This window comes from Vibrio pomeroyi (assembly GCF_024347595.1).
GTDB lineage: Bacteria > Pseudomonadota > Gammaproteobacteria > Enterobacterales > Vibrionaceae > Vibrio > Vibrio pomeroyi.
The window spans coordinates 482,893-501,257 of the sequence record NZ_AP025507.1 but is presented as its reverse complement, the minus strand read 5'-3'; the positions used below and the strand labels follow the sequence as shown (position 1 = coordinate 501,257).

Below are 18,365 nucleotides of genomic sequence, written 5' to 3'. Positions count from 1 at the left end.
AAATAAACGATAAGGTAGGGTACGTATGTCACACCACCTTCCACCTCCATACATTTGTTTAATTACTAGAGATGCTGTTTTATCTAGAGTTGTAAGAGACATTTTGAAATTCGTTTTTCCATTGAATCATTTTCAAACTCTAGAATCATTTTCTGAACTTGATATCAATCATCGAGGGATTGTCCTATACGATAGGCAAACCATACCTATGCCAAACAAGTGTGGTTTGTCTATCGTCAACAGACAAGATAAGTGGATTGCTCTCAATACAATAAATTGCAATTGCTACGACTATTTACAGCTGGGTTTCTTAGGCCAAATAGAAACGAACCATTTTGAATTTTTACCCAAGGCAATTAAGTCTATCCAAGAAGGTGAATTATGGTTTCCACGGCATGTTATGGAAAGTTTTATAATCGATTTATGTATTGATGACACACAGAAAATATCCGTTTCTATCACGGAAAAAGTCACAGAGAAATTTTCATTAACGAAGAAAGAAAGACGTGTTTTTGAGTTAATGCTACAAGGATTTTCGAACATTCAAATAGCAAGGGACACAAATGTCAGCATAAATACCGTAAAAACTCATGCTTATAATGTCATGTCTAAGTTGGATGTTCACTCTAGATACGAGTTATTTGCAAAAGCACATGAATTAACCGTTTAAAATTAGCACTCTTTTCATACTTATTTATTGGATATATCACCCACCTTTGCGAGGCATATATCTTAACGACAAATTATTATCTAGTTGTTGTCAGTAATAACACAGGTAATGAGGGAATAATTATGAAAAAGTTAATGATAGCAGTAGCGGTAGCAGGAGTGATGTTTAGCGTAAATAGTGTTGCGTCCCCACATCATGGAGGGTCAGCACCAGTTGGTGCAACAGTCATCACATTTCAAAACCTTAATGAAAATATGTTTGCGAGTGCTGGTGCTTCTGATGGCGCACATATTCGTATGGAAGGTACTATTCCACAACGTTGTATTTTAGATCTACAAGGTCAACGTCAAGGCAAGGGTAAACCTGGCAATGGCGATATTACATTAACCAATATGCTTGATGATGCAAAAAATGCACTCAGTGTTGGCAATAAAAAGCCGGTTGCTAAGCTGCGTGCATGGTGTAACTACGGTAACTCGATGGACATCGATATGACAGCAACACCTTTTAAAATGATTACTCGTTCTGGCTTAGCTCTCGGAAAAGAGCGCATCGATTATACATTGCAAGCTAATGACAAAGACGTTTTTGATACACGAAATGCGTCTAATAGCATGTTTGGCTACACAGAAGGCAACTTCAAAGTCAATTGGTCTGGGGAGCATCAACAAGAAAAAATTGCTGAAGTCCCTCTTTCAATCAAGACAGAAGGTGCTGCACTAGCGAGAGCCGGTAACTACCGCTCTACTGTGTACGTAAAACTTCAGGCGAAAGCATGTCAAGGTAAGTCTTGTCGCTTCTAGCTAAAAATCAGAGCCCACCTCTTGTGGGCTCACTTTCCAAGGAAGGGCTTTATGAAAACAACCATTTTAATTTTTAGCCTATTACTGCATCACGTCGCTGCCTTTTGCTATGAAATAACGCCTATGTACCAAGAGATGGAAGAGTTTGGCAGAAAAGCTCTCACGAGCTACACCATAAATAATACTCAAGACCGTTCACTTCCGGTCGAAGTGGTCGTATACGATGTGACCTATGACGAAACAGGAGAAGTCCTCACATTAAATGAAGACAGCTTTCTAATTCTTCCTCCTCAAATTATGGTCAACCCCTTAAGTTCACAAAAAATTCGGGTGCGCTATATCCCAAGTGATGCTCTCACTACAACAAAATTGTATCGAATTGAATTCAACGAATTAGAAGTGAAAGGCGAAGAAGATAAAGAAAGTAAAATCAAAACACTACTGAGTTTTTCAACCCTCGCCTTTGTCTCACCAAACGCCTTAGAACCAACAATGAAAACCTCGCTCAAAGACAACAATATCATCGTTGTTGAAAACACAAGTAAAGTGCTCGTCAACCTACTTCAATCAGTGTTCGAACTGCAGACCAGTGATGGAAAAAAAGATCTTCCTTGGAATGAGATTGATACCAAAACAAGTGGTTACCTAATGCCAGGAGCGATCGCTTATTACCCAATCCCAAAGGTTCTTGGCAATGTTACTGCCGTATCTATAAAGCAAGAAAAATAGACTGGATTAAAAGACTCGATATTTTTGATATTAGGAGGGGAACATGATCCGATTTTATACAACCCTCCTGTGCTTCTCGTTATGTTTAATTGTCAACCCTAACGCTTGTGCGACTGATTGGCTATTCCCATTCCCAATCAACTATCTCGGCTCAACGGTCGGAGAAATCGATGCTTTTTCTGATGGTAAAACCGTATCTAAAGTAAACACCGTTCAACTGCATACTCTTATTGGTCCTGCACTATCAACAGAAGTGTCAAACAAACTATCTGCATACACAGAAAACTTTATTCCAATTGAGGTCCTTGAAGCGTGGGGAGTTTTACTCTCTTTCTCCTCATCTGATATGGAGATTACATTGTCTTTTGTTCAAGATGCTAGAAAAGAGCAGGTCCTGACATTCAACGCTCCTTATTCTCCCCCAATCTATTCAAAGTCATCATTTTTCACCAACATCAATAACTTGAACTTTGGCGTTTCTGATACACGAGGGGTCGAAACTCAAAGTGACGAACAACAATGGAATATTGAGTGGCTATCTACTGGTAACATTGCTGGTGCGCGGGGAGTGAATTATAAACTTTCAGGGTATTTTGATGGTGGAACCGATGATGAACAAACCTTCTATCGTGGTGATATATCTGCCTTTATCGACCGCGCGGATGTCCCTTATCGCTTAACTTTTGGCGACCAAGTTAACAGCACGTCAGGACATCTACCAAGTGAGCAATTTGGCGGGGTTGGTTTTGAACGCAATTACTCAGCATTGCAGCCGAATCGCAGTATTCAAGTTGGCGGTACACAAGCACTCATCCTAGAAGAATCAGCCGACATTGACCTCTACATCAACGGTTCTTACATCACTGAATTTCGTTTACCTCCAGGCCGTTACCAATTAGACGACTTACCACTTTCTTCGGGAAGCAACGATGTTCGCTTGGAAATTGAATATCAATCAGGTCGAACGGATTCCATTCTCTACAGCGTGTTCTACAACTCTAAACTACTCAAAGAGGGGATATCTGATTTTGGTGTGTACCTTGGCGCCCCTTCTGAAATTGAAGACAACCGCTATGAATACGACACTGGGAGTCTTATTTCCACCGCCTATTATGACTATGGATTAACCGACTATTTGACGCTTGGGGTGAATGGGTTCTATCACAAAGATGGTTTCATGTTAGGGGGCATATCTACCCTTGGAACACCGCTGGGTAATATAGGCCTGCGGCTCTCTGGTAGTCAATCCAGCGAGTATGACGAAACAGGTTACATCGCAAGTTTGGATTACGCAGCCTCCCTTTGGGACCAGAATAACTACAGTGCACCCAACTTGCGTATTGCCCTTGAATCTTATGACTCCTTTTCCTATCAACCTTGGACTGAAGAAGGTTCTACTGGTCATTCGGCAGCCGTCAGTTATACCTTTAGCATTACCGACGATATTTACCTATCCGTTTCATATAACCTAGATAAAGAAAGTGGCTACGATACTGAATGGAGTGCAGAAGCTTCAACATCTTGGTCTTATTCAAATGTTGTTATTGGCTTAGGTGTCACTCACGAAGAAGATCCGAACGAGGGAACTTCAAATACAGAAGGTGTGGTTTCGGTCGATTGGACTTGGAGTTCTGATGATGGTCAATACTCTGCTGATCTTGGTTACGCTAGTGACACTGAAGTATTAAGAGCTAACTTCAGCAAACCAAGTAAAAACCAAGTTGGTCAATATGGTTATGCGTTATCTGCAGACGTTGAATCTGACCAAGGCCAATATCAAGTACGTGGCGACTATGTAAGTAACCGAGTTCGCTACGACGGTGACATCACCTATTACAACGCGACCGAGTCTGAAGATACCGTAGTCACCTCATTTAGACCAAGCACAGCGTTTACTATTAGCGACGGCGCTTTATCTTGGTCACGTCCGATATACGGTGCGGCAGCGGTCGTACAAGTTCACGACACCTTAGAATCTGAAGTACTGATAAACAGTGATGACGACGACAAAGCCGAAGCTATCTCTTCAAATGCTCTCAATAATGCTGTGAGCCTTTCTACCGCTCATACCTCTCAAAGCTTTACAGTGTATGCACCCGATGCTCCGATTGGCTACGACATTGGTAACTACTTCTACAACGTTACTCCAGGCGCCTACACCAGCCACATTTTCACCGTTGGTTCAGACGCATCCAAAACTGTGATCGGCAGATTGAACTTAACCGATGGAAAACCTTTGTCACTAACTCAAGGTTACTTCATTAACGATACAGGCGATTCCATCCCATTTTTCACCAATAAAGGCGGTCGGTTCGTTGTGGAAGGGATCCGCAGCGGGCACTACAAGATTCAAACCATGGACTCAGAGATTACGGGACACATGAACATCCCGGAATCAGAGGACAATTTAATTCGTCTTCCAGAGATTCAACTCATACAAGGAGCGAGCCATGAATAGAAAACCCTTAATAAATACAATGCAATGGTTATTGGCGTCAACTCTACTTACGTCAGTTCTTGCATCACCCTCAATAGCTTTTGCCGCGAGTTGCGCAGGCGTTTGGGACATCACTCAATTGAGCAATGCACCGATCGAATTTGATAAATCAGGCTATGCCAATATCCGATTTGAGTTGAAAAAACTTCGTTCTAAAGCTGAACAATGCGCACTAAAATCTGTGCGTTTAAAGGTGCTCGACCGTCCAAAAGCTTCACATATTCACTTCATTAATCAGAATCAAACCATGCTGTCCTACGACCCTAAAGAGCGTGAATATTTACTTAACTCTCAGCACAATCGTCCGGTTCGCTTTTCGATGGTCGACCCCAAAGCAAAAATTAGCTATGCAGCTAAATATGCGGTGCCATTTCTCGTCAAGTTGCAGTTTGAAAACGACCAGCTCCTTACACTATCAGCGAACGCAAACTACAAAGTTAAGTCATTCGTTTCTTTAGATTGGTCTGGCCAAGGCAACAGTTTCCAGAAAACAACATCAGGCTATCGCTGGGCTTTGGGCGTTCTATCAAACAACAAACGCTATCAAACCGATTTTGTAATCAGTTCAAATTCACGTACCGAGCTATGGGTAAAAGCAAAGTATCAACAGTTGGTTAACTCTCAAAATCCTGAATGGACGATTGAATACAAGCTTACCGTTGACGGAGTTGAAACATCACCAACGCATCAAATGCTTCCGATAAAGCGTTATTCAAGGGGAAGACACAACATCCCTCTTGATTTGAGAATCACCGGAAACACAAACCTATCGCGAGCAGGACACTACAAAGAAGAGCTACAGGTACAAGTAAAAGCCATAGACCCCATATTTTGAGCGGGCGCATGAATACTCACGGGCTTCGAGTTTTTCGAGCCAAGGTTAAACGATATGAATGTATTGAAAGTCATCATAAAACAACGCCACTGGTTGATAGCCTGTGCTGCATTATGCATCTTATGTTTACACATTGGTGATATTAGGAAGTTGGCAGGGTTTGTTGAAAAAGACCAACAACACCGAACTCAGCTCATTCAGTTTCTTGTTCAAGACAACGTATCACGAACACTTGAAGTATTAGGGACTACGTTATCGTCTTCAAGCAGCCAGATCGACGTTAATAACTTGAAAGGTGCTATTCATACCTCATCATCTTCTTTCTATGAAAGTGATTTTCCAACCGTAGCGCATCGCTTTGGCATAAGTGACGAATCTTCTTTGTTCGCCAATGCCATTAAGCATCGCCGTACACTGTGGGCGTTAGACTATGACCAAGCCAACTCTCAGTTGCATTTAGTCGCAGGTAATATCCAACCACCCAATTATTTTGAAACCCACTTCGACTTAATGCCCTATTTCCCACGAATCAATTCTGGGTCAAATACCATTTTAATGATTGAAACTGAACACCAAGAATTCTTCATGCCTTCTGGTGAGTCAGCCAACATTACCTTCGCCAACCAATCAAATCGCTCAAGCAATTCAAATAGCTCAAATAGCTCAACTCAATTAGATGCTGAGCCCACTTTCCACTTTACCGAGACGCACCTCGGGAACTTGCCATTCTTCAGATTAAATTCAGACGACAATCGATATTTTCATTTAATCACAGTCCCTCTGCCCCAGTTGAACGCGAAGTTGTTAGTGTTCGACAACATGACAACCTCAGTTATTGAGATCATAAGGTCACAGAAAAATCTCATTGAAGTTATTCTGCTACTGGGATTGTTCTACGTATTAATGCAGGCATTTTCTCGCTATCAGGACCGAACTGCTCAAGCACTAGAATCAGATACTCTCACCGGGCTAAAAAACCGGCTTTACCTTGAAGGTGCAAGCTCGCGTATCGCACAAAGCCAACAGCAGGAACACCCTCGATGTGTCGGCGTTATCGCCATAGACCTTGACCATTTTAAGATGATTAATGATAGATACGGCCACCACACAGGCGACTGTGTTTTAGTTCGAGTCAGTGAAATATTATTAGAAAGCGTCAGAAGACACGATGAGTGTTATCGAATCGGTGGCGATGAATTTATTGTCATAATTAAGACGGAAAAACAGTCTGATATTGTAAAGCTTGCCGATCGTATCCGCGCAAAGATATCGAGCGACCATCAGCTACATAGCCAAGTCAGTGGGGGTGTTTCAGCATCATTAGGGCTAGTCGACTTATCGACAGGGCAATCCATTGAAGAGGCTATTATCTGTGCCGATGAATTGTTGTATCAAGCCAAAAACAGAGGTCGAAACTTAGTAGAGAGTTCCATTTAACCCTTTATAATTACACGACAAATCAAAATATAAAATCAAAGTAATTAAAGAAGAATAAAGAACGCTTATAAAGTCTCACTACACCATAACGGCAATGATTTTTAGCACGATAGGCGGTATAAGTTAATCATTAATATGCCGATTACATGTTCGAAAATGAAACCTTCTGACTTTAGCCTTATCCCAACATTCGTTGCCATCATGGAAGAGCGCAGTTTTAGTGGCGCAGCAAAAAGGCTTGGTGTGACCCAATCAGCCATCAGCCAAAATGCGGCTCGACTTAAGATACTATTTGATGACCCCTTATTTCTGCGTGAAAGTCATGGCATCAGCCCATCTCAACTGGCACACAGTCTATACCCTACCCTCTCCACAGCTGTCGAAAATATCAAACTCACTACCGCTGAATACCGCTCATTCGATCCCAAAAGTTGCGATCGTCAATTTAGGATCTCAGCACTTAGCGTATTTGGGTTAAGTATATTGCCCATTATTTCGAAGCTGATTCGGGAAGAAGCTCCACTTGTCTCGATTAAAGGTGAAGCACATGTAGCAGAAGAAGATACGATGAACTTACTGCGCAACGAGTATGATTTGACCCTCGATGTCGATTATGGTCAATATCATCAGCTATGCTCCGAATCCGTTTTGCAATCTGAGCTTTGTGTCATCGCTAGAAAGGACCACCCAAGAATCAAAAATACCCATATTTTTTCAGAAGATTTCCTAAACGAGAGGCACGTTGTCCATGCTATTCCCAACAAAAAACATGCTTACTTGCTATATAAAGGGCTTAGTTTCGACAGTATATTGAGACAAAGGAATATTGCATGGTACTCAAACAATATCGCAGAAATGCTGCCCATTATTGAGCAAAACGACTATATAGGAATCTTCCCTAAGATATTGATTAACAACCACATCGCTCATTCAAACTTGAAAACGATAAATTGTGACTTTTTGCCAGATACATTGCATGTATCTATGTTTTGGCATGCTTCTCGTAGCAGTGATCCAACCCACCAATGGTTAAGAAGTATGTTCTCAAAGGCAGCTAAACAACTTCATACACTTAAAAGCTAAATACCAAAACATGTTATGAGGAAGAGCAAACGAAGGGATTAGGCCTATTGGAAATCAAATAGGCCTAAGATGGGTGCTTAAGCGTTATCAATCGCTTTCAAAACTTTGCATGGGTTACCTACGGCAACCACATTGTCTGGAATATCTTTGGTCACCACACTGCCAGCGCCAATCACGCTGTTTTTACCAATGTTCACGCCAGGACAAATGATCACACCTGCGCCAATCCAAGCATTGTCACCAATCGAAATTGGAGTGCCGAACTCAACACCTTCGTCAACACGACTCTTTACATCTAGCGGGTGTCCTGCAGTTAACACCTGAACATTAGGCGCGAACAGCACATTGTCGCCAATCGTTACCTCTGCGACATCTAACACGACACAGTTGAAGTTGGCGTAGAAATTCTTACCCAGTTTGATGTTTGAGCCGTAGTCACAACGAAATGGCGGCTCTAAATAGGCACCTTCCGAATCTGGGATCAGCGTATCAATCGCCGTGCGCCACTCTTCGGTATCTGGAATGCTGTTATTGAGTTTTTGTAGCACCTTACGACACTCGATTCGCTCGCCATACAGCTGCTCATCCCATGCTAAATAAGGCTCACCAGCCAGCATTTTTTGTTTTTCTGTTTTCACGTTACTTACCTACTCTTTCACATTACTTACCTAAGAATGGTCAACACATCGACCAAAAAACGCAATATCGCACATCTAATAAAACGGAGTAAGCAAGGTTTGAGCTCGATTTCAGAGATGTGTAGCCCATCACTTTTTGTAGGCTAAATATGAAATCGACTCTCTGTTAATTGAGCTTAAATACGCTGAGCGACTGAGTCACGAATCACTAAACTGCCCGTCGTATCCAAGGCTTGTGCTTGCTCAGTTTCACCGACGATTTGCAGAATCGCCTTTTGCGTCATTTGCTCCAATGGCACGCTCACCGAGGTAAGGCTCGGCGTTAAAAATGCGCCGACTTTACTGTTATCAAAGCCGACAATAGAGATGTCTTTGGGTAATGAATAACCCAGTTCTGTTAACGCCTTAATCGCGCCAATCGCCATATCATCGTTTTCAGACAAAATCGCAGTGAAGCTTGCTTTGTTTTCCACTAAAGCTTGTGCGGCACGATAGCCACTCTCCATAGTCCAATCGCCCTGAACAACTTTAGATTCGTTCAGTTTAATACCGTGCTTAGTGAGCACATCTTGATAGGCCTGATAACGCTGCTCATCGGTCGAAGAGCCTGCTTTACCACGAATCACTGCAATCTCTGTATGACCCTGCTCGATGATGTGTTCAACCATCAAACAAGCACTCTGATAATGGTCTGTGGTGATAGCATGCTCAGGCTTCGAAGGCATTTCGCGATTGAGCACCAGAATCGGTGTGTCTGTACTTTCGATAATCTGAGCTATCTCGCTTTCCGTTAAACATTGCGGATAGATGATGATGCCCGCGCATTTCATGTCGAGTAGGAAATTGATCGCCTTTCTTTCGTCTTCAGCGCTATGTTTACCATCGGTGATCACCAGTTGGTGATTCGATTTTTCGCTATAAGAAGCCGCGTGATACATCAAGGAAGAGAAGTAAGGGCCGTTGAACAGCTCATTAGTGATAACGAAGCCGATGAAGTTGGTCTTCTTGGTCGCCAGTTGCTGAGCTAACAAGTTTGGTCGATAGCCCGTTTCTTGAATCGCATCAAAGACCTTTTTCACCACATCTGGGCGCACGATATTCTTGCCATTTAAGACACGAGAAACCGTCGATTTAGATACACCCGCGCGGTTCGCGACATCAAGCATTGTGACCATTCGCTTCTTTTCCTTATATAAAAAATTAGCCGACATAAGCCGACTAATTTAATGTTCATTCATATTGCGTGTAACTTCATATTACGTATAACGACGCAGCAGAGGCATTCTAAATAGTGGCACCGTTAGATGCAATCACGCCTTTATACCACTCGAACGACTTCTTGCGTTTGCGCTCTAAAGAACCAGATTGATCGTTGTGCTTATCTACGTAAATGAATCCGTAGCGCTTTTTCATCTCACCTGTGGTGAACGACACCAAATCGATACAGCCCCAAGGGGTATAACCCATCAGGTCAACGCCATCAATCGCAACCGCTTTTTTCATCTCTTTAATGTGGTCGCCAAGGTAAGCAATGCGGTAGTCATCATTAATGCTGCCATCTTCCTCAATGGTATCGACCGCGCCAAAACCATTTTCAACGATGAACAATGGCACTTCATAACGCTCATAAAGAGAAGCTAAACAGAAACGTAAACCTGTTGGATCAATCGGCCAGCCCCAGTCGCTCGACTTAATAAACGGGTTATCAACCGAGTTTTGATGGCCGCCGTCCATCGCTTCATCAGTAGATTGGTGAGAAGACGAGTCCAAGGTGTTCGACATGTAGTAACTAAAGCCTAAGTAATCGGCCTTACCTTCTTTTAGGATCTGCTCATCTTCAGGCTGCATTTCGATATTAAAGCCTTTGATGGCCCAATCATGTTTTGCGTAGCTTGGGTAGTGACCACGTACCATCACATCCGAGAAGAAGTAGCGATCACGCATCGCTTGCTGCGCCACCATGATGTCTTCGGGTTTTGAAGAGCGAGGGTAAAAAGGCACCATCGCACACATTGCACCGATCTGAAGATCTGGGTTGATCTCGTGACCTTTCTTAACCACCAAGGCACTCGCAACAAACTGGTGGTGAACCGCTTGATACATGGCCTCTTGCGGCTTTTCGCATTGCGGAAACTTCACGCCAGAGCATAACCAACCGAAGATGTCTGCCGAGGTGTTCATCTGATTATTGATCTCGTTAAACGTCATCCAGTACTTCACTTTGTGCTGATAACGCTCCATCACCGTGGTCGAATACTTAACAAAGAAGTCGATCACTTTACGGTTCATCCAGCCGCCGTATTCTTTGGCTAGATGGTAAGGCATTTCAAAGTGACTCAGCGTCACGACTGGCTGAATATCGTATTTCAACAGCTCATCGAACAGGTCATCGTAAAACGCTAAACCCGCTTCACACGGCTCGGCTTCATCACCATTCGGGAAAATACGCGTCCAAGCAATGCTGGTTCTAAAACACTTAAAGCCCATCTCAGCGAATAACTTAATGTCCTCTTTGTAGCGATGGTAGAAATCAACCGCTACTTGGTTTGGGTAGTTTTCGCCGTCGATGACACCATCGGTGATTCGACGTTGAACACCATGAGCGCCTGCCGTTAACACATCGACTACACTCACACCTTTACCATTCGCATCCCAGCCGCCTTCAAGCTGATGCGCCGCAACCGCACCGCCCCATAAAAAATCGTTTGGAAATTCGTTGTTCATACCATTACTCGCTACAAGTTGTTCGTGAAAAGATCAGGATTAGAGAAGCAATCACAACTCTGAAACCGATTTCAATAAAAGTAAAGATACAGAATGAAACCGGTTTCAACAATGCATTTTTGATCTTTTTTTGATCAAACTTAGGATTGATTTGAGCTCATACCTGTCAATCGACTCTTTTCATTCAAACCAACTCAAAAGGTAATTCCTTAGTTTCCAGGATCAATCTAGACCAAGGACTGTGCTTTGGCGCACACTCATCCCACTCGCGCTCTCTAAAATGGCAAACGTTTCCTTCACTGACATGAGCACGCTATGAAAAACCTTAAAATGAAACCTTTATGCTTTGCTGTCTCGGTATTAACGACAGTGGCTTCAATGCCAGCCCTAGCCGAAATAAAAGAGATCACTCTGTTTCATACCAACGATATTGAAAGTGTTTACGAACCCGTAGACGCGTTCTGGAATGATGACATTGAGTTGATTGGAGGTATTCCTTACTTGGCGACGTTGATCAAAAACGTTCAAGCTAAGGAAGGAACCAGTTTCCTATTAGACGCTGGTGATATTTATACGGGCGCACTCTCTAAAAAATCGAAAGGTAAGCTGCCTTTCGACCTATATAACTCAATGGGTTATGACGTAATCACACTGGGTAATCATGAATTCGAATACGGTTGGGAATCACTGGTAGAAACCATGCCTCGTGCTCGCTTCCCTGTGCTCAATGCGAACATATTCCATGAAGCTTCTGATTCGATGTTTGCTCAACCTTACACAATCCTTGAGCGTGATGGCGTTAAAATCGGCGTGATTGGTGTCATGGGGATTGATGCGTTCTACAACACAATGTGGAAAGGAAACCGTAAAGGGCTAACCGTCAAAGATCCTACGGAAATCGCTCAACAATGGGCTGATAAGATCCGCGATGATGTCGACATGATCGTGGTACTCACGCACCAAAACAAGACGGCTCCAATGCAAACAGACAAAGAAGCCGACGCAGAAGTTCAGCGCGGATTCGATGAAGACTACGAAATGGCAGGAAAACTCAAAGGCGTTGATGTAATCTTCGGGGGTCACTCTGACAATGGTTTAGTTGAACCAGTCGTTCATCCAAAAACAGGCACGGTTATTGGCTTAACCTTTGGTCAAGGCATGCACCTTGGTTACACCAAATTTACTGTCGATACCGAAAAGCATGATGTGAAATTCTTAGGGGGAAAATTGATTCCCGTTGAATCTGCTAAGTTAGAGCGTGACGAAGCGACTTACGCATTGATTCAGAAAATTCGCGATGCTCACCCAACACTAGCAGATCAGCTTTCTACCCTAGATAAAGCCGCATCACGCCGTTACTATCGAGAGTCAAATATTGGTAACCTTGTGGCTGATTTGATGAAAGATGCAGGCAAAGCAGACATCGCGATGATCAGCTCAGGCAGCCTGCGTGTTGACCTAAATCCAGGTGCCGTCACTCGTGAAAATGTAATGAACCTTTTCCCATTTACTGACACACTAACTGTGGTTGAACTCACGGGTGACAACGTTCAAGAGCTGCTTGAATACAGCTACACATTACCTTACGGTCTGGCGCAATTCTCAGGGATTAAAGCCACTTACGACAGTACACAACCGGAAGGTGAGCGTTTGATTAGCTTGAGTATCAACGGCGAGCCCGTATCCGAGAATCAGAAGTACAAAGTTGCGACATATTCATACGCGGCAAGTGGTGGCGATGGTTACACTGTATTTAATAAAGGCAAAACACTGTCGAACGGAGATCCGGTCATGCAAGTACTGATTGAAGGCTTCCAAGAGCACAAAAGCATCACAGTTCCTGAACTTGGTCGTCAAATCGATGTAAGTCGTCAGTAACAGAGATATCCCACAACCAACGTTATAAAATATGTATCAGGATTAGCAGGTACAACGCTCATGAGAACCCAGTTCAATTGCTGTAAGACATATAACTGTTTTAACCTAGCTAATCCTGATCTAAGCCTTTATCAGCGCAGCTCTCAATTAGGCTTCGCATCTTATAAATGCCCCTTGTGTGGGGCATTTACTCCGATACTGGAAAACGAACCGATCCTCGCTTTAGCGAAGCAAATTGAAACTAATCAACTCCACTTAGCTGATATTGAATGTCCTACTTGCTTAAAACACACCGAAACTAGCGCCTATGGGAGCACAAGGATCGGCACTCCCCGAGTTAAATGCAACCAATGCTCAGCGGTGTTCAGCCTACTCAATCCACACAAGACCAGTAGCGCACTACAACCTTTGTTAACCCTACTGACTTCTGGCGTTTTACCTAAAGATCTTCAACGATTATCTCAACTCAATAGCAAACTTTTCTATGCTCGCCTAAAACAGTTGGCTCAGTTGCTGCAACAGTTCAATCAACTACTGATTCAAAAATACCTCAGCGAAACCGAAAGCCTCGTGTCTTTGCATACTTCAAGCTTCACGTTGTTGTCGCGCTCAGGAAAAGGCAATACCCTAAAATGCTGGAACCTGTCGACCACCGATAGTCAGTATGGTTTCCATGTTTTAGACACTGACAACTTTTACCAACATGGCACACAGAAAAGTCCCGCAGGGCTTTATTACTTGGACTCCGTCGAAGCAACTGATGAATCATCAAATTCACCTTTAACAACCGTTCAGGCGACTTACGACAAAATCTTCTCTCGGAGCAAATTTGATGAATTAGGTTACGCCTATCAAATAGAATGCCAGTCCAATGAAGGAAGCGTGCTTCGTCCCGTCTATGCAGCCCACGCCCATTGGATAAGTTTGTCTAAAATATTGCCTGAACATCACCAATTCGACTTCTTTCTAGAACACGAGAGTTTCATTCGCGGTGGCGCCATCACCAACCTTACCCAACAGATAGTGGCTGGTCGCTTCAATCTTTATTACCTATACACAAAACCCTCGGTAAAGAATTCTACTACTGATATTGAGCAAAAGAGTATTGGTTGGTGGGGAGAAAACTGGTCGACTCAAACCAAGCAATACCCAAGTGGCTATTGGGATATCACTCTATGCCCTCTAACGAAAAACAAAGAGCCCAACCTTGAATTCAACGGCACAGAATGGCACCAAGATTACTTAAACCAGTTAGCTCTATGGTTACCACCCCAATATCAAAAGACCATCTCATACCAGATGTCGAAACATTGGCGCGCCATATTCAGCTATTTATACAACTTCACTTACAGCCAAGATAGACGCCAATGTTTCGCCGAGTTTGAATTCGAATCAATTATCGAAATAGTATCAACACTTAACGCCTCAACCTCAAGATAGCGCTGCCCAAACCTCTTATCAAAATATTCCAACAATCATGTTTGACCCGTCTACAAGTGTAGGCTTTAGACTGCGCGGCTTGCTTGTGGCATGACAAGCAATTCACTGGCTCAAATACGGCCTGTGAACCACGTAAAACTGTTAGATGAGGTAGAGATTATGGCTATTGGATTTGATTACGGAACCGCAAATTGTTCGGTTGCTCAAGTGGTGAATCAAGAGGTAAAGCAGATCCCTTTAGTGGGCAATGACTACTACATCCCTTCAACGTTGAGTGCGCCAACCGCAGAAACAGTTTCAGAGTATTTGTTTCGTTGTTTGGACATCAAACCGATTGGTGAAATCGGCGAAAGTGTTTTGAGTCGCGCAATGAAGATGAACCGCAATGAAGGCATTGACGTTCAAGCAGACGATGTACGTTTCGGACAACCCGCACTCGATCTTTATCTAGAAGACCCAAAAGAGATCTACTACGTTAAATCACCGAAATCTTTCCTTGGCACTATGGGATTAAGAGACTTACAACTGTCATTTTTTGAAGACTTGGTCTGCGCCATGATGGCGAATGTGAAACGCCAAGCTGAGGCATCTATTCAACAAGATATCACTCAAGCGGTGATCGGTCGCCCGGTTAACTTTCAAGGCCGCGGCGGTGACGCATCCAACCTGCAAGCTCAAGGCATTCTAGAGAGAGCAGCGACTCGCGCAGGCTTCAAACAGGTTGAGTTTCAATTTGAACCTGTTGCGGCAGGGCTTGAGTACGAATCAACGTTAGCTGAAGAACAGAATGTGTTGGTCGTCGATATTGGTGGAGGCACCACCGATTGCTCGATGATACGCATGGGACCTAAATGGGTCGGAAAAGTTGAGCGTTCTGAATCTTTACTTGGTCATACAGGCCAACTGATCGGCGGCAATGATCTGGATATTTTTGTCGCCTTTAAAAACTTTATGTCTGAGTTTGGTATCCACAGCTTACGCAAATCAGGCTTGGCAATTCCAATTACTCAGTTTTGGAACCCTATCGCCATCAATGATGTACAAGCTCAACGACGTTTCTACGGTAGCGATAACCTCATCGAACTTAAGAGTTTGATGGGTGAATCTCTGGTGCCAGAGAAACTCGCTCGATTGATAAAGGTTCAGCAGAACAGCTTAGGTTACGGCCTAATCAAAGAAGCCGAGAACGCAAAGATCGCATTGGGTGAACAAGCGCATTACGAGGCAAGTATCGACCTAAAAAATGAACTGCTAACCATCCCGATGTTAAGTGAACATATGAAAGACGCCATTGCTGACCCAACTCGTAAGATCCAAGCCTTAGTAAAAGAAGCTCTCGCCCAAAGCCAAACTAAGCCGGATGTGATTTACATGACAGGCGGTTCGGTTCGTTCGCCTATTTTACGTGACGCAATTCAATCCGTTTTACCGAGCACGCCTATCGTTGCGGGTAATTACTTCGGCTCGGTGACCGCAGGTTTGGCTCGTTGGGCAGAACTGCGTTTTAAATAACGACCTCGACTCACTGTATCGCTGGCAAATGAAAACCAGCGGCCTCTAACAATGCCTTCATTGATTCTTCAATGGGGTATTGCTCGCTTACTATTCCCATCTGTTGACCTGTCTACCAGTGTAGGGCTTATGCTCTGCACTCACTTATCACGAGGTGTGTTATGTCTATCCATCGTTCCTTTGCAGTCCCTCAGCCGCTGCTTTCTTTTTTTAATGGACTATCCGATCCCGCAAAAGGAATTACACTCGCTTTAATCTCAAACGCGCTGTTTATTTTAGTCGGCGTGATTGTGCGAGAGCTCAGCCAGACCATCGATATTTTCCAGATATTGCTATTCCGACAGCTGGTTTTTGTCACCCTACTGATGCCTTCTATCGTCAGTAACATGGATGCGATGCTCAATCCTAAGATGGTGTCGATGCATGTATGGCGCGTCACTGGAGCCTTCATCGCGCTCTACTTTAGCTTCTTAACCGTGAGTAACATTCCGTTTGCCGACGCAACGGCGTTAGGCTTCATGAAGGTATTGTTTATGGCGGTCATTTCCCGTCTGTTCCTACAAGAAAACGTTGGTTGGGCACGAATGACAACCATATTAGTGGGATTTACTGGGGTGATGTTGGTTGTACAGCCGACCCTAGAGAGCGAATCTCTGTTCTATGTTGGAACGGGCTTAGTGGCTGCATTAGGCGCAGCAATTGCCGCTATCTGCGTAAGAAAAATGGCGAATATCGAATCTAAGGTTGTGGTGCTGGCTTATCAAGCGATCTTTGTTGGAGCCGTCGCACTTATCCCTGCGATCATTGAATGGCAATGGCCAACATGGTCTGAACTCGCTTTGTTGGTATTGGTCGGCGTGATTTCTTCCATCGGCCAATGGTTTGGCGTCACTGCCTACAAGTGGGGAGAAGCGAACGTGGTATCGAATGTCGAATATTCACAGATGATCTACTCGATGATTCTTGGGTATTTGTTGTTCGCGGAATTACCAAACAACTTAGCTTTGATTGGCGCAGCAGTGATCGTTTTCAGTGCGGTTATGCCCTTTGTAATCAAGCGAAAGAAAGCTCATTAATTCACGACTTAATTTGCCCCTTCACATTTGATAGGGGCTATTTGTTATCCCAACATCAATGCTGCTCAAAATACTGGTCGTGTTGTGATTTTGCTGATTGGTCTTGAGTGCCAGGATAGAACTGTACGAGCGTTTGATCGGCGAGAGTAAGGTGAATCCAACCCTCTTTGACTCTCAACCAGTTGGTGCCGCTTGTCTCATAGACGATAGGAAAACTGCCCCAACCTGACTCTGATACTTGCAGTTCTTGGAAGCGATTAATCGGGGTGAGTTTATTACTATTGAAGTCAGCATTGGAGTAAACCAGCAAAGGGGCGATAGCATCGGTTGGCTTAAACGTATAACAACTGACAGACTCTGAAGTACGATCAAACCATTGGTAAGGCTGTGCACCGGTTAAATCATAAACGGTGCAGTCATTGAACTTAATCGCCCACTCTTGGTGAGCTTTAAAGCCGAGGTAGCCTATTGGCTGTGATGGTTCAGGCTTAGCGTCAGTCTCTGGCTCATAAACCGGTTCTGAGGTAGCACATCTCATAAGCCCAAGACTAAAAAGAAAAGTCACAGCACGCTTCATCATTGTAATACCTCAGTTCCGTTCGTAGATGAGTAACTCCATTAAGTCTCTACATTAAACGGTAAGTTCCAAGCGATTACCATCAGGATCAAGTACACAGCTCTCATAATAGCCATCACCTGTTCTTCTTGGCCCATCTAAGCGCTCATATCCATCTTCAACTAAGCGGCGTGTCAGTTCATCGACAGCCTGCTCTGAACCCAATGAAATAGCCATATGAATGAAGCCGGTGAATTGATCATAGATGTCATCTTTCGATTCAGGAACCGAATCCATTTCCATGATCTCTAAGCGGCTACCACTCTCAAAAGATAAGAAGTAAGACGAGAAGCCTTTGGTTGGATTGTGGTATTTCTGGTTAGATGTCGCACCAAAGTAATCCTCATAAAAGCGTTTAAGCACTTCGAGTTGTTTAGTCCAAATCGCGATATGTTCAATCTTCATTTCTATCACCTAATGTTTACGT

General features: G+C 43.6%; 16 protein-coding genes. 11 read left to right on the top strand and 5 right to left on the bottom strand.

Annotation, left to right across the window (positions count from 1 at the left end):
* The first annotated feature begins 25 nt into the window (after positions 1-25).
* The 7 genes from OCV12_RS18410 to OCV12_RS18380 all read left to right on the top strand — a co-directional run bounded on the left by OCV12_RS18410 (position 26) and on the right by OCV12_RS18380 (position 8,054).
* A complete protein-coding gene (locus OCV12_RS18410; protein ID WP_261886831.1) occupies positions 26-670 on the top strand; it encodes a helix-turn-helix transcriptional regulator in 645 nt (214 codons plus the stop codon).
* A 122-nt stretch (positions 671-792) separates the two neighbouring features.
* Entirely contained in the window at positions 793-1,473 is a 681-nt protein-coding gene (locus tag OCV12_RS18405) for a hypothetical protein (RefSeq protein ID WP_261886830.1), read from the top strand.
* A 51-nt stretch (positions 1,474-1,524) separates the two neighbouring features.
* Complete coding sequence (locus OCV12_RS18400; protein WP_261886829.1) at positions 1,525-2,202, top strand: fimbria/pilus periplasmic chaperone; 678 nt, start codon at positions 1,525-1,527, stop codon at positions 2,200-2,202.
* A 43-nt stretch (positions 2,203-2,245) separates the two neighbouring features.
* Positions 2,246-4,660, top strand: a complete 2,415-nt coding sequence (locus tag OCV12_RS18395) for a fimbria/pilus outer membrane usher protein (protein WP_261886828.1) — start codon at positions 2,246-2,248, stop codon at positions 4,658-4,660.
* Complete coding sequence (locus OCV12_RS18390) at positions 4,653-5,534, top strand: hypothetical protein (RefSeq protein ID WP_261886827.1); 882 nt, start codon at positions 4,653-4,655, stop codon at positions 5,532-5,534. The genes OCV12_RS18395 and OCV12_RS18390 overlap by 8 nt, the downstream gene beginning before the upstream one ends.
* A 54-nt stretch (positions 5,535-5,588) precedes the next feature.
* Positions 5,589-6,971: a GGDEF domain-containing protein gene (locus OCV12_RS18385; RefSeq protein ID WP_261886826.1), complete on the top strand. Its 1,383-nt coding sequence runs from the start codon at positions 5,589-5,591 to the stop codon at positions 6,969-6,971.
* A 156-nt stretch (positions 6,972-7,127) separates the two neighbouring features.
* Positions 7,128-8,054 (top strand): LysR family transcriptional regulator, encoded by a 927-nt coding sequence (locus tag OCV12_RS18380; RefSeq protein WP_261886825.1) that lies wholly within the window; start codon positions 7,128-7,130, stop codon positions 8,052-8,054.
* A gap of 77 nt (positions 8,055-8,131) precedes the next feature.
* On the opposite strand, the gene OCV12_RS18375 is transcribed toward OCV12_RS18380, so the two are convergent.
* From OCV12_RS18375 to OCV12_RS18365, 3 genes are all read right to left on the bottom strand, one after another.
* Positions 8,132-8,692, bottom strand: a complete 561-nt coding sequence (locus OCV12_RS18375; RefSeq protein ID WP_239847514.1) for a sugar O-acetyltransferase — start codon at positions 8,690-8,692, stop codon at positions 8,132-8,134.
* A gap of 176 nt (positions 8,693-8,868) precedes the next feature.
* The gene (locus OCV12_RS18370) at positions 8,869-9,867 is read right to left on the bottom strand and encodes a LacI family DNA-binding transcriptional regulator (protein WP_261886824.1); all 999 of its coding nucleotides are present in this window, start codon (positions 9,865-9,867) and stop codon (positions 8,869-8,871) included.
* A gap of 109 nt (positions 9,868-9,976) precedes the next feature.
* The gene (locus OCV12_RS18365) at positions 9,977-11,416 is read right to left on the bottom strand and encodes a 6-phospho-beta-glucosidase (RefSeq protein ID WP_261886823.1); all 1,440 of its coding nucleotides are present in this window, start codon (positions 11,414-11,416) and stop codon (positions 9,977-9,979) included.
* Between the two features lie 315 nt (positions 11,417-11,731).
* Here OCV12_RS18365 and OCV12_RS18360 point away from each other — a divergent pair, with 315 nt between their 5' ends.
* The 4 genes from OCV12_RS18360 to OCV12_RS18345 all read left to right on the top strand — a co-directional run bounded on the left by OCV12_RS18360 (position 11,732) and on the right by OCV12_RS18345 (position 17,322).
* Positions 11,732-13,294: a bifunctional metallophosphatase/5'-nucleotidase gene (locus OCV12_RS18360; protein WP_261886822.1), complete on the top strand. Its 1,563-nt coding sequence runs from the start codon at positions 11,732-11,734 to the stop codon at positions 13,292-13,294.
* A gap of 360 nt (positions 13,295-13,654) precedes the next feature.
* A complete protein-coding gene (locus OCV12_RS18355) occupies positions 13,655-14,734 on the top strand; it encodes a hypothetical protein (RefSeq protein WP_261886821.1) in 1,080 nt (359 codons plus the stop codon).
* A gap of 159 nt (positions 14,735-14,893) precedes the next feature.
* Positions 14,894-16,246: a molecular chaperone gene (gene yegD / locus OCV12_RS18350; RefSeq protein WP_261886820.1), complete on the top strand. Its 1,353-nt coding sequence runs from the start codon at positions 14,894-14,896 to the stop codon at positions 16,244-16,246.
* 161 nt (positions 16,247-16,407) lie between these two features.
* A complete protein-coding gene (locus OCV12_RS18345; RefSeq protein ID WP_261886819.1) occupies positions 16,408-17,322 on the top strand; it encodes a DMT family transporter in 915 nt (304 codons plus the stop codon).
* 55 nt (positions 17,323-17,377) lie between these two features.
* On the opposite strand, the gene OCV12_RS18340 is transcribed toward OCV12_RS18345, so the two are convergent.
* Positions 17,378-17,902, bottom strand: coding sequence for a hypothetical protein (locus OCV12_RS18340; RefSeq protein ID WP_261886818.1), 525 nt, complete (start codon positions 17,900-17,902; stop codon positions 17,378-17,380).
* Positions 17,903-17,953: 51 nt separating this feature from the next.
* Positions 17,954-18,343: a VOC family protein gene (locus OCV12_RS18335; RefSeq protein ID WP_261886817.1), complete on the bottom strand. Its 390-nt coding sequence runs from the start codon at positions 18,341-18,343 to the stop codon at positions 17,954-17,956.
* Positions 18,344-18,365 lie beyond the last annotated feature (22 nt).

What these genes read in the sequence shown, in the direction of transcription:
- OCV12_RS18410 (WP_261886831.1), top strand. Translation starts at nt 26, where the DNA reads ATGTCACACCACCTTCCACCTCCATACATTTGTTTAATTACTAGAGAT.
- OCV12_RS18405 (WP_261886830.1), top strand. Translation starts at nt 793, where the DNA reads ATGAAAAAGTTAATGATAGCAGTAGCGGTAGCAGGAGTGATGTTTAGC.
- OCV12_RS18400 (WP_261886829.1), top strand. Translation starts at nt 1,525, where the DNA reads ATGAAAACAACCATTTTAATTTTTAGCCTATTACTGCATCACGTCGCT.
- OCV12_RS18395 (WP_261886828.1), top strand. Translation starts at nt 2,246, where the DNA reads ATGATCCGATTTTATACAACCCTCCTGTGCTTCTCGTTATGTTTAATT.
- OCV12_RS18390 (WP_261886827.1), top strand. Translation starts at nt 4,653, where the DNA reads ATGAATAGAAAACCCTTAATAAATACAATGCAATGGTTATTGGCGTCA.
- OCV12_RS18385 (WP_261886826.1), top strand. Translation starts at nt 5,589, where the DNA reads ATGAATGTATTGAAAGTCATCATAAAACAACGCCACTGGTTGATAGCC.
- OCV12_RS18380 (WP_261886825.1), top strand. Translation starts at nt 7,128, where the DNA reads ATGAAACCTTCTGACTTTAGCCTTATCCCAACATTCGTTGCCATCATG.
- OCV12_RS18370 (WP_261886824.1), bottom strand. Translation starts at nt 9,867, where the DNA reads ATGGTCACAATGCTTGATGTCGCGAACCGCGCGGGTGTATCTAAATCG.
- OCV12_RS18365 (WP_261886823.1), bottom strand. Translation starts at nt 11,416, where the DNA reads ATGAACAACGAATTTCCAAACGATTTTTTATGGGGCGGTGCGGTTGCG.
- OCV12_RS18360 (WP_261886822.1), top strand. Translation starts at nt 11,732, where the DNA reads ATGAAAAACCTTAAAATGAAACCTTTATGCTTTGCTGTCTCGGTATTA.
- yegD (WP_261886820.1), top strand. Translation starts at nt 14,894, where the DNA reads ATGGCTATTGGATTTGATTACGGAACCGCAAATTGTTCGGTTGCTCAA.
- OCV12_RS18345 (WP_261886819.1), top strand. Translation starts at nt 16,408, where the DNA reads ATGTCTATCCATCGTTCCTTTGCAGTCCCTCAGCCGCTGCTTTCTTTT.
- OCV12_RS18340 (WP_261886818.1), bottom strand. Translation starts at nt 17,902, where the DNA reads ATGATGAAGCGTGCTGTGACTTTTCTTTTTAGTCTTGGGCTTATGAGA.
- OCV12_RS18335 (WP_261886817.1), bottom strand. Translation starts at nt 18,343, where the DNA reads ATGAAGATTGAACATATCGCGATTTGGACTAAACAACTCGAAGTGCTT.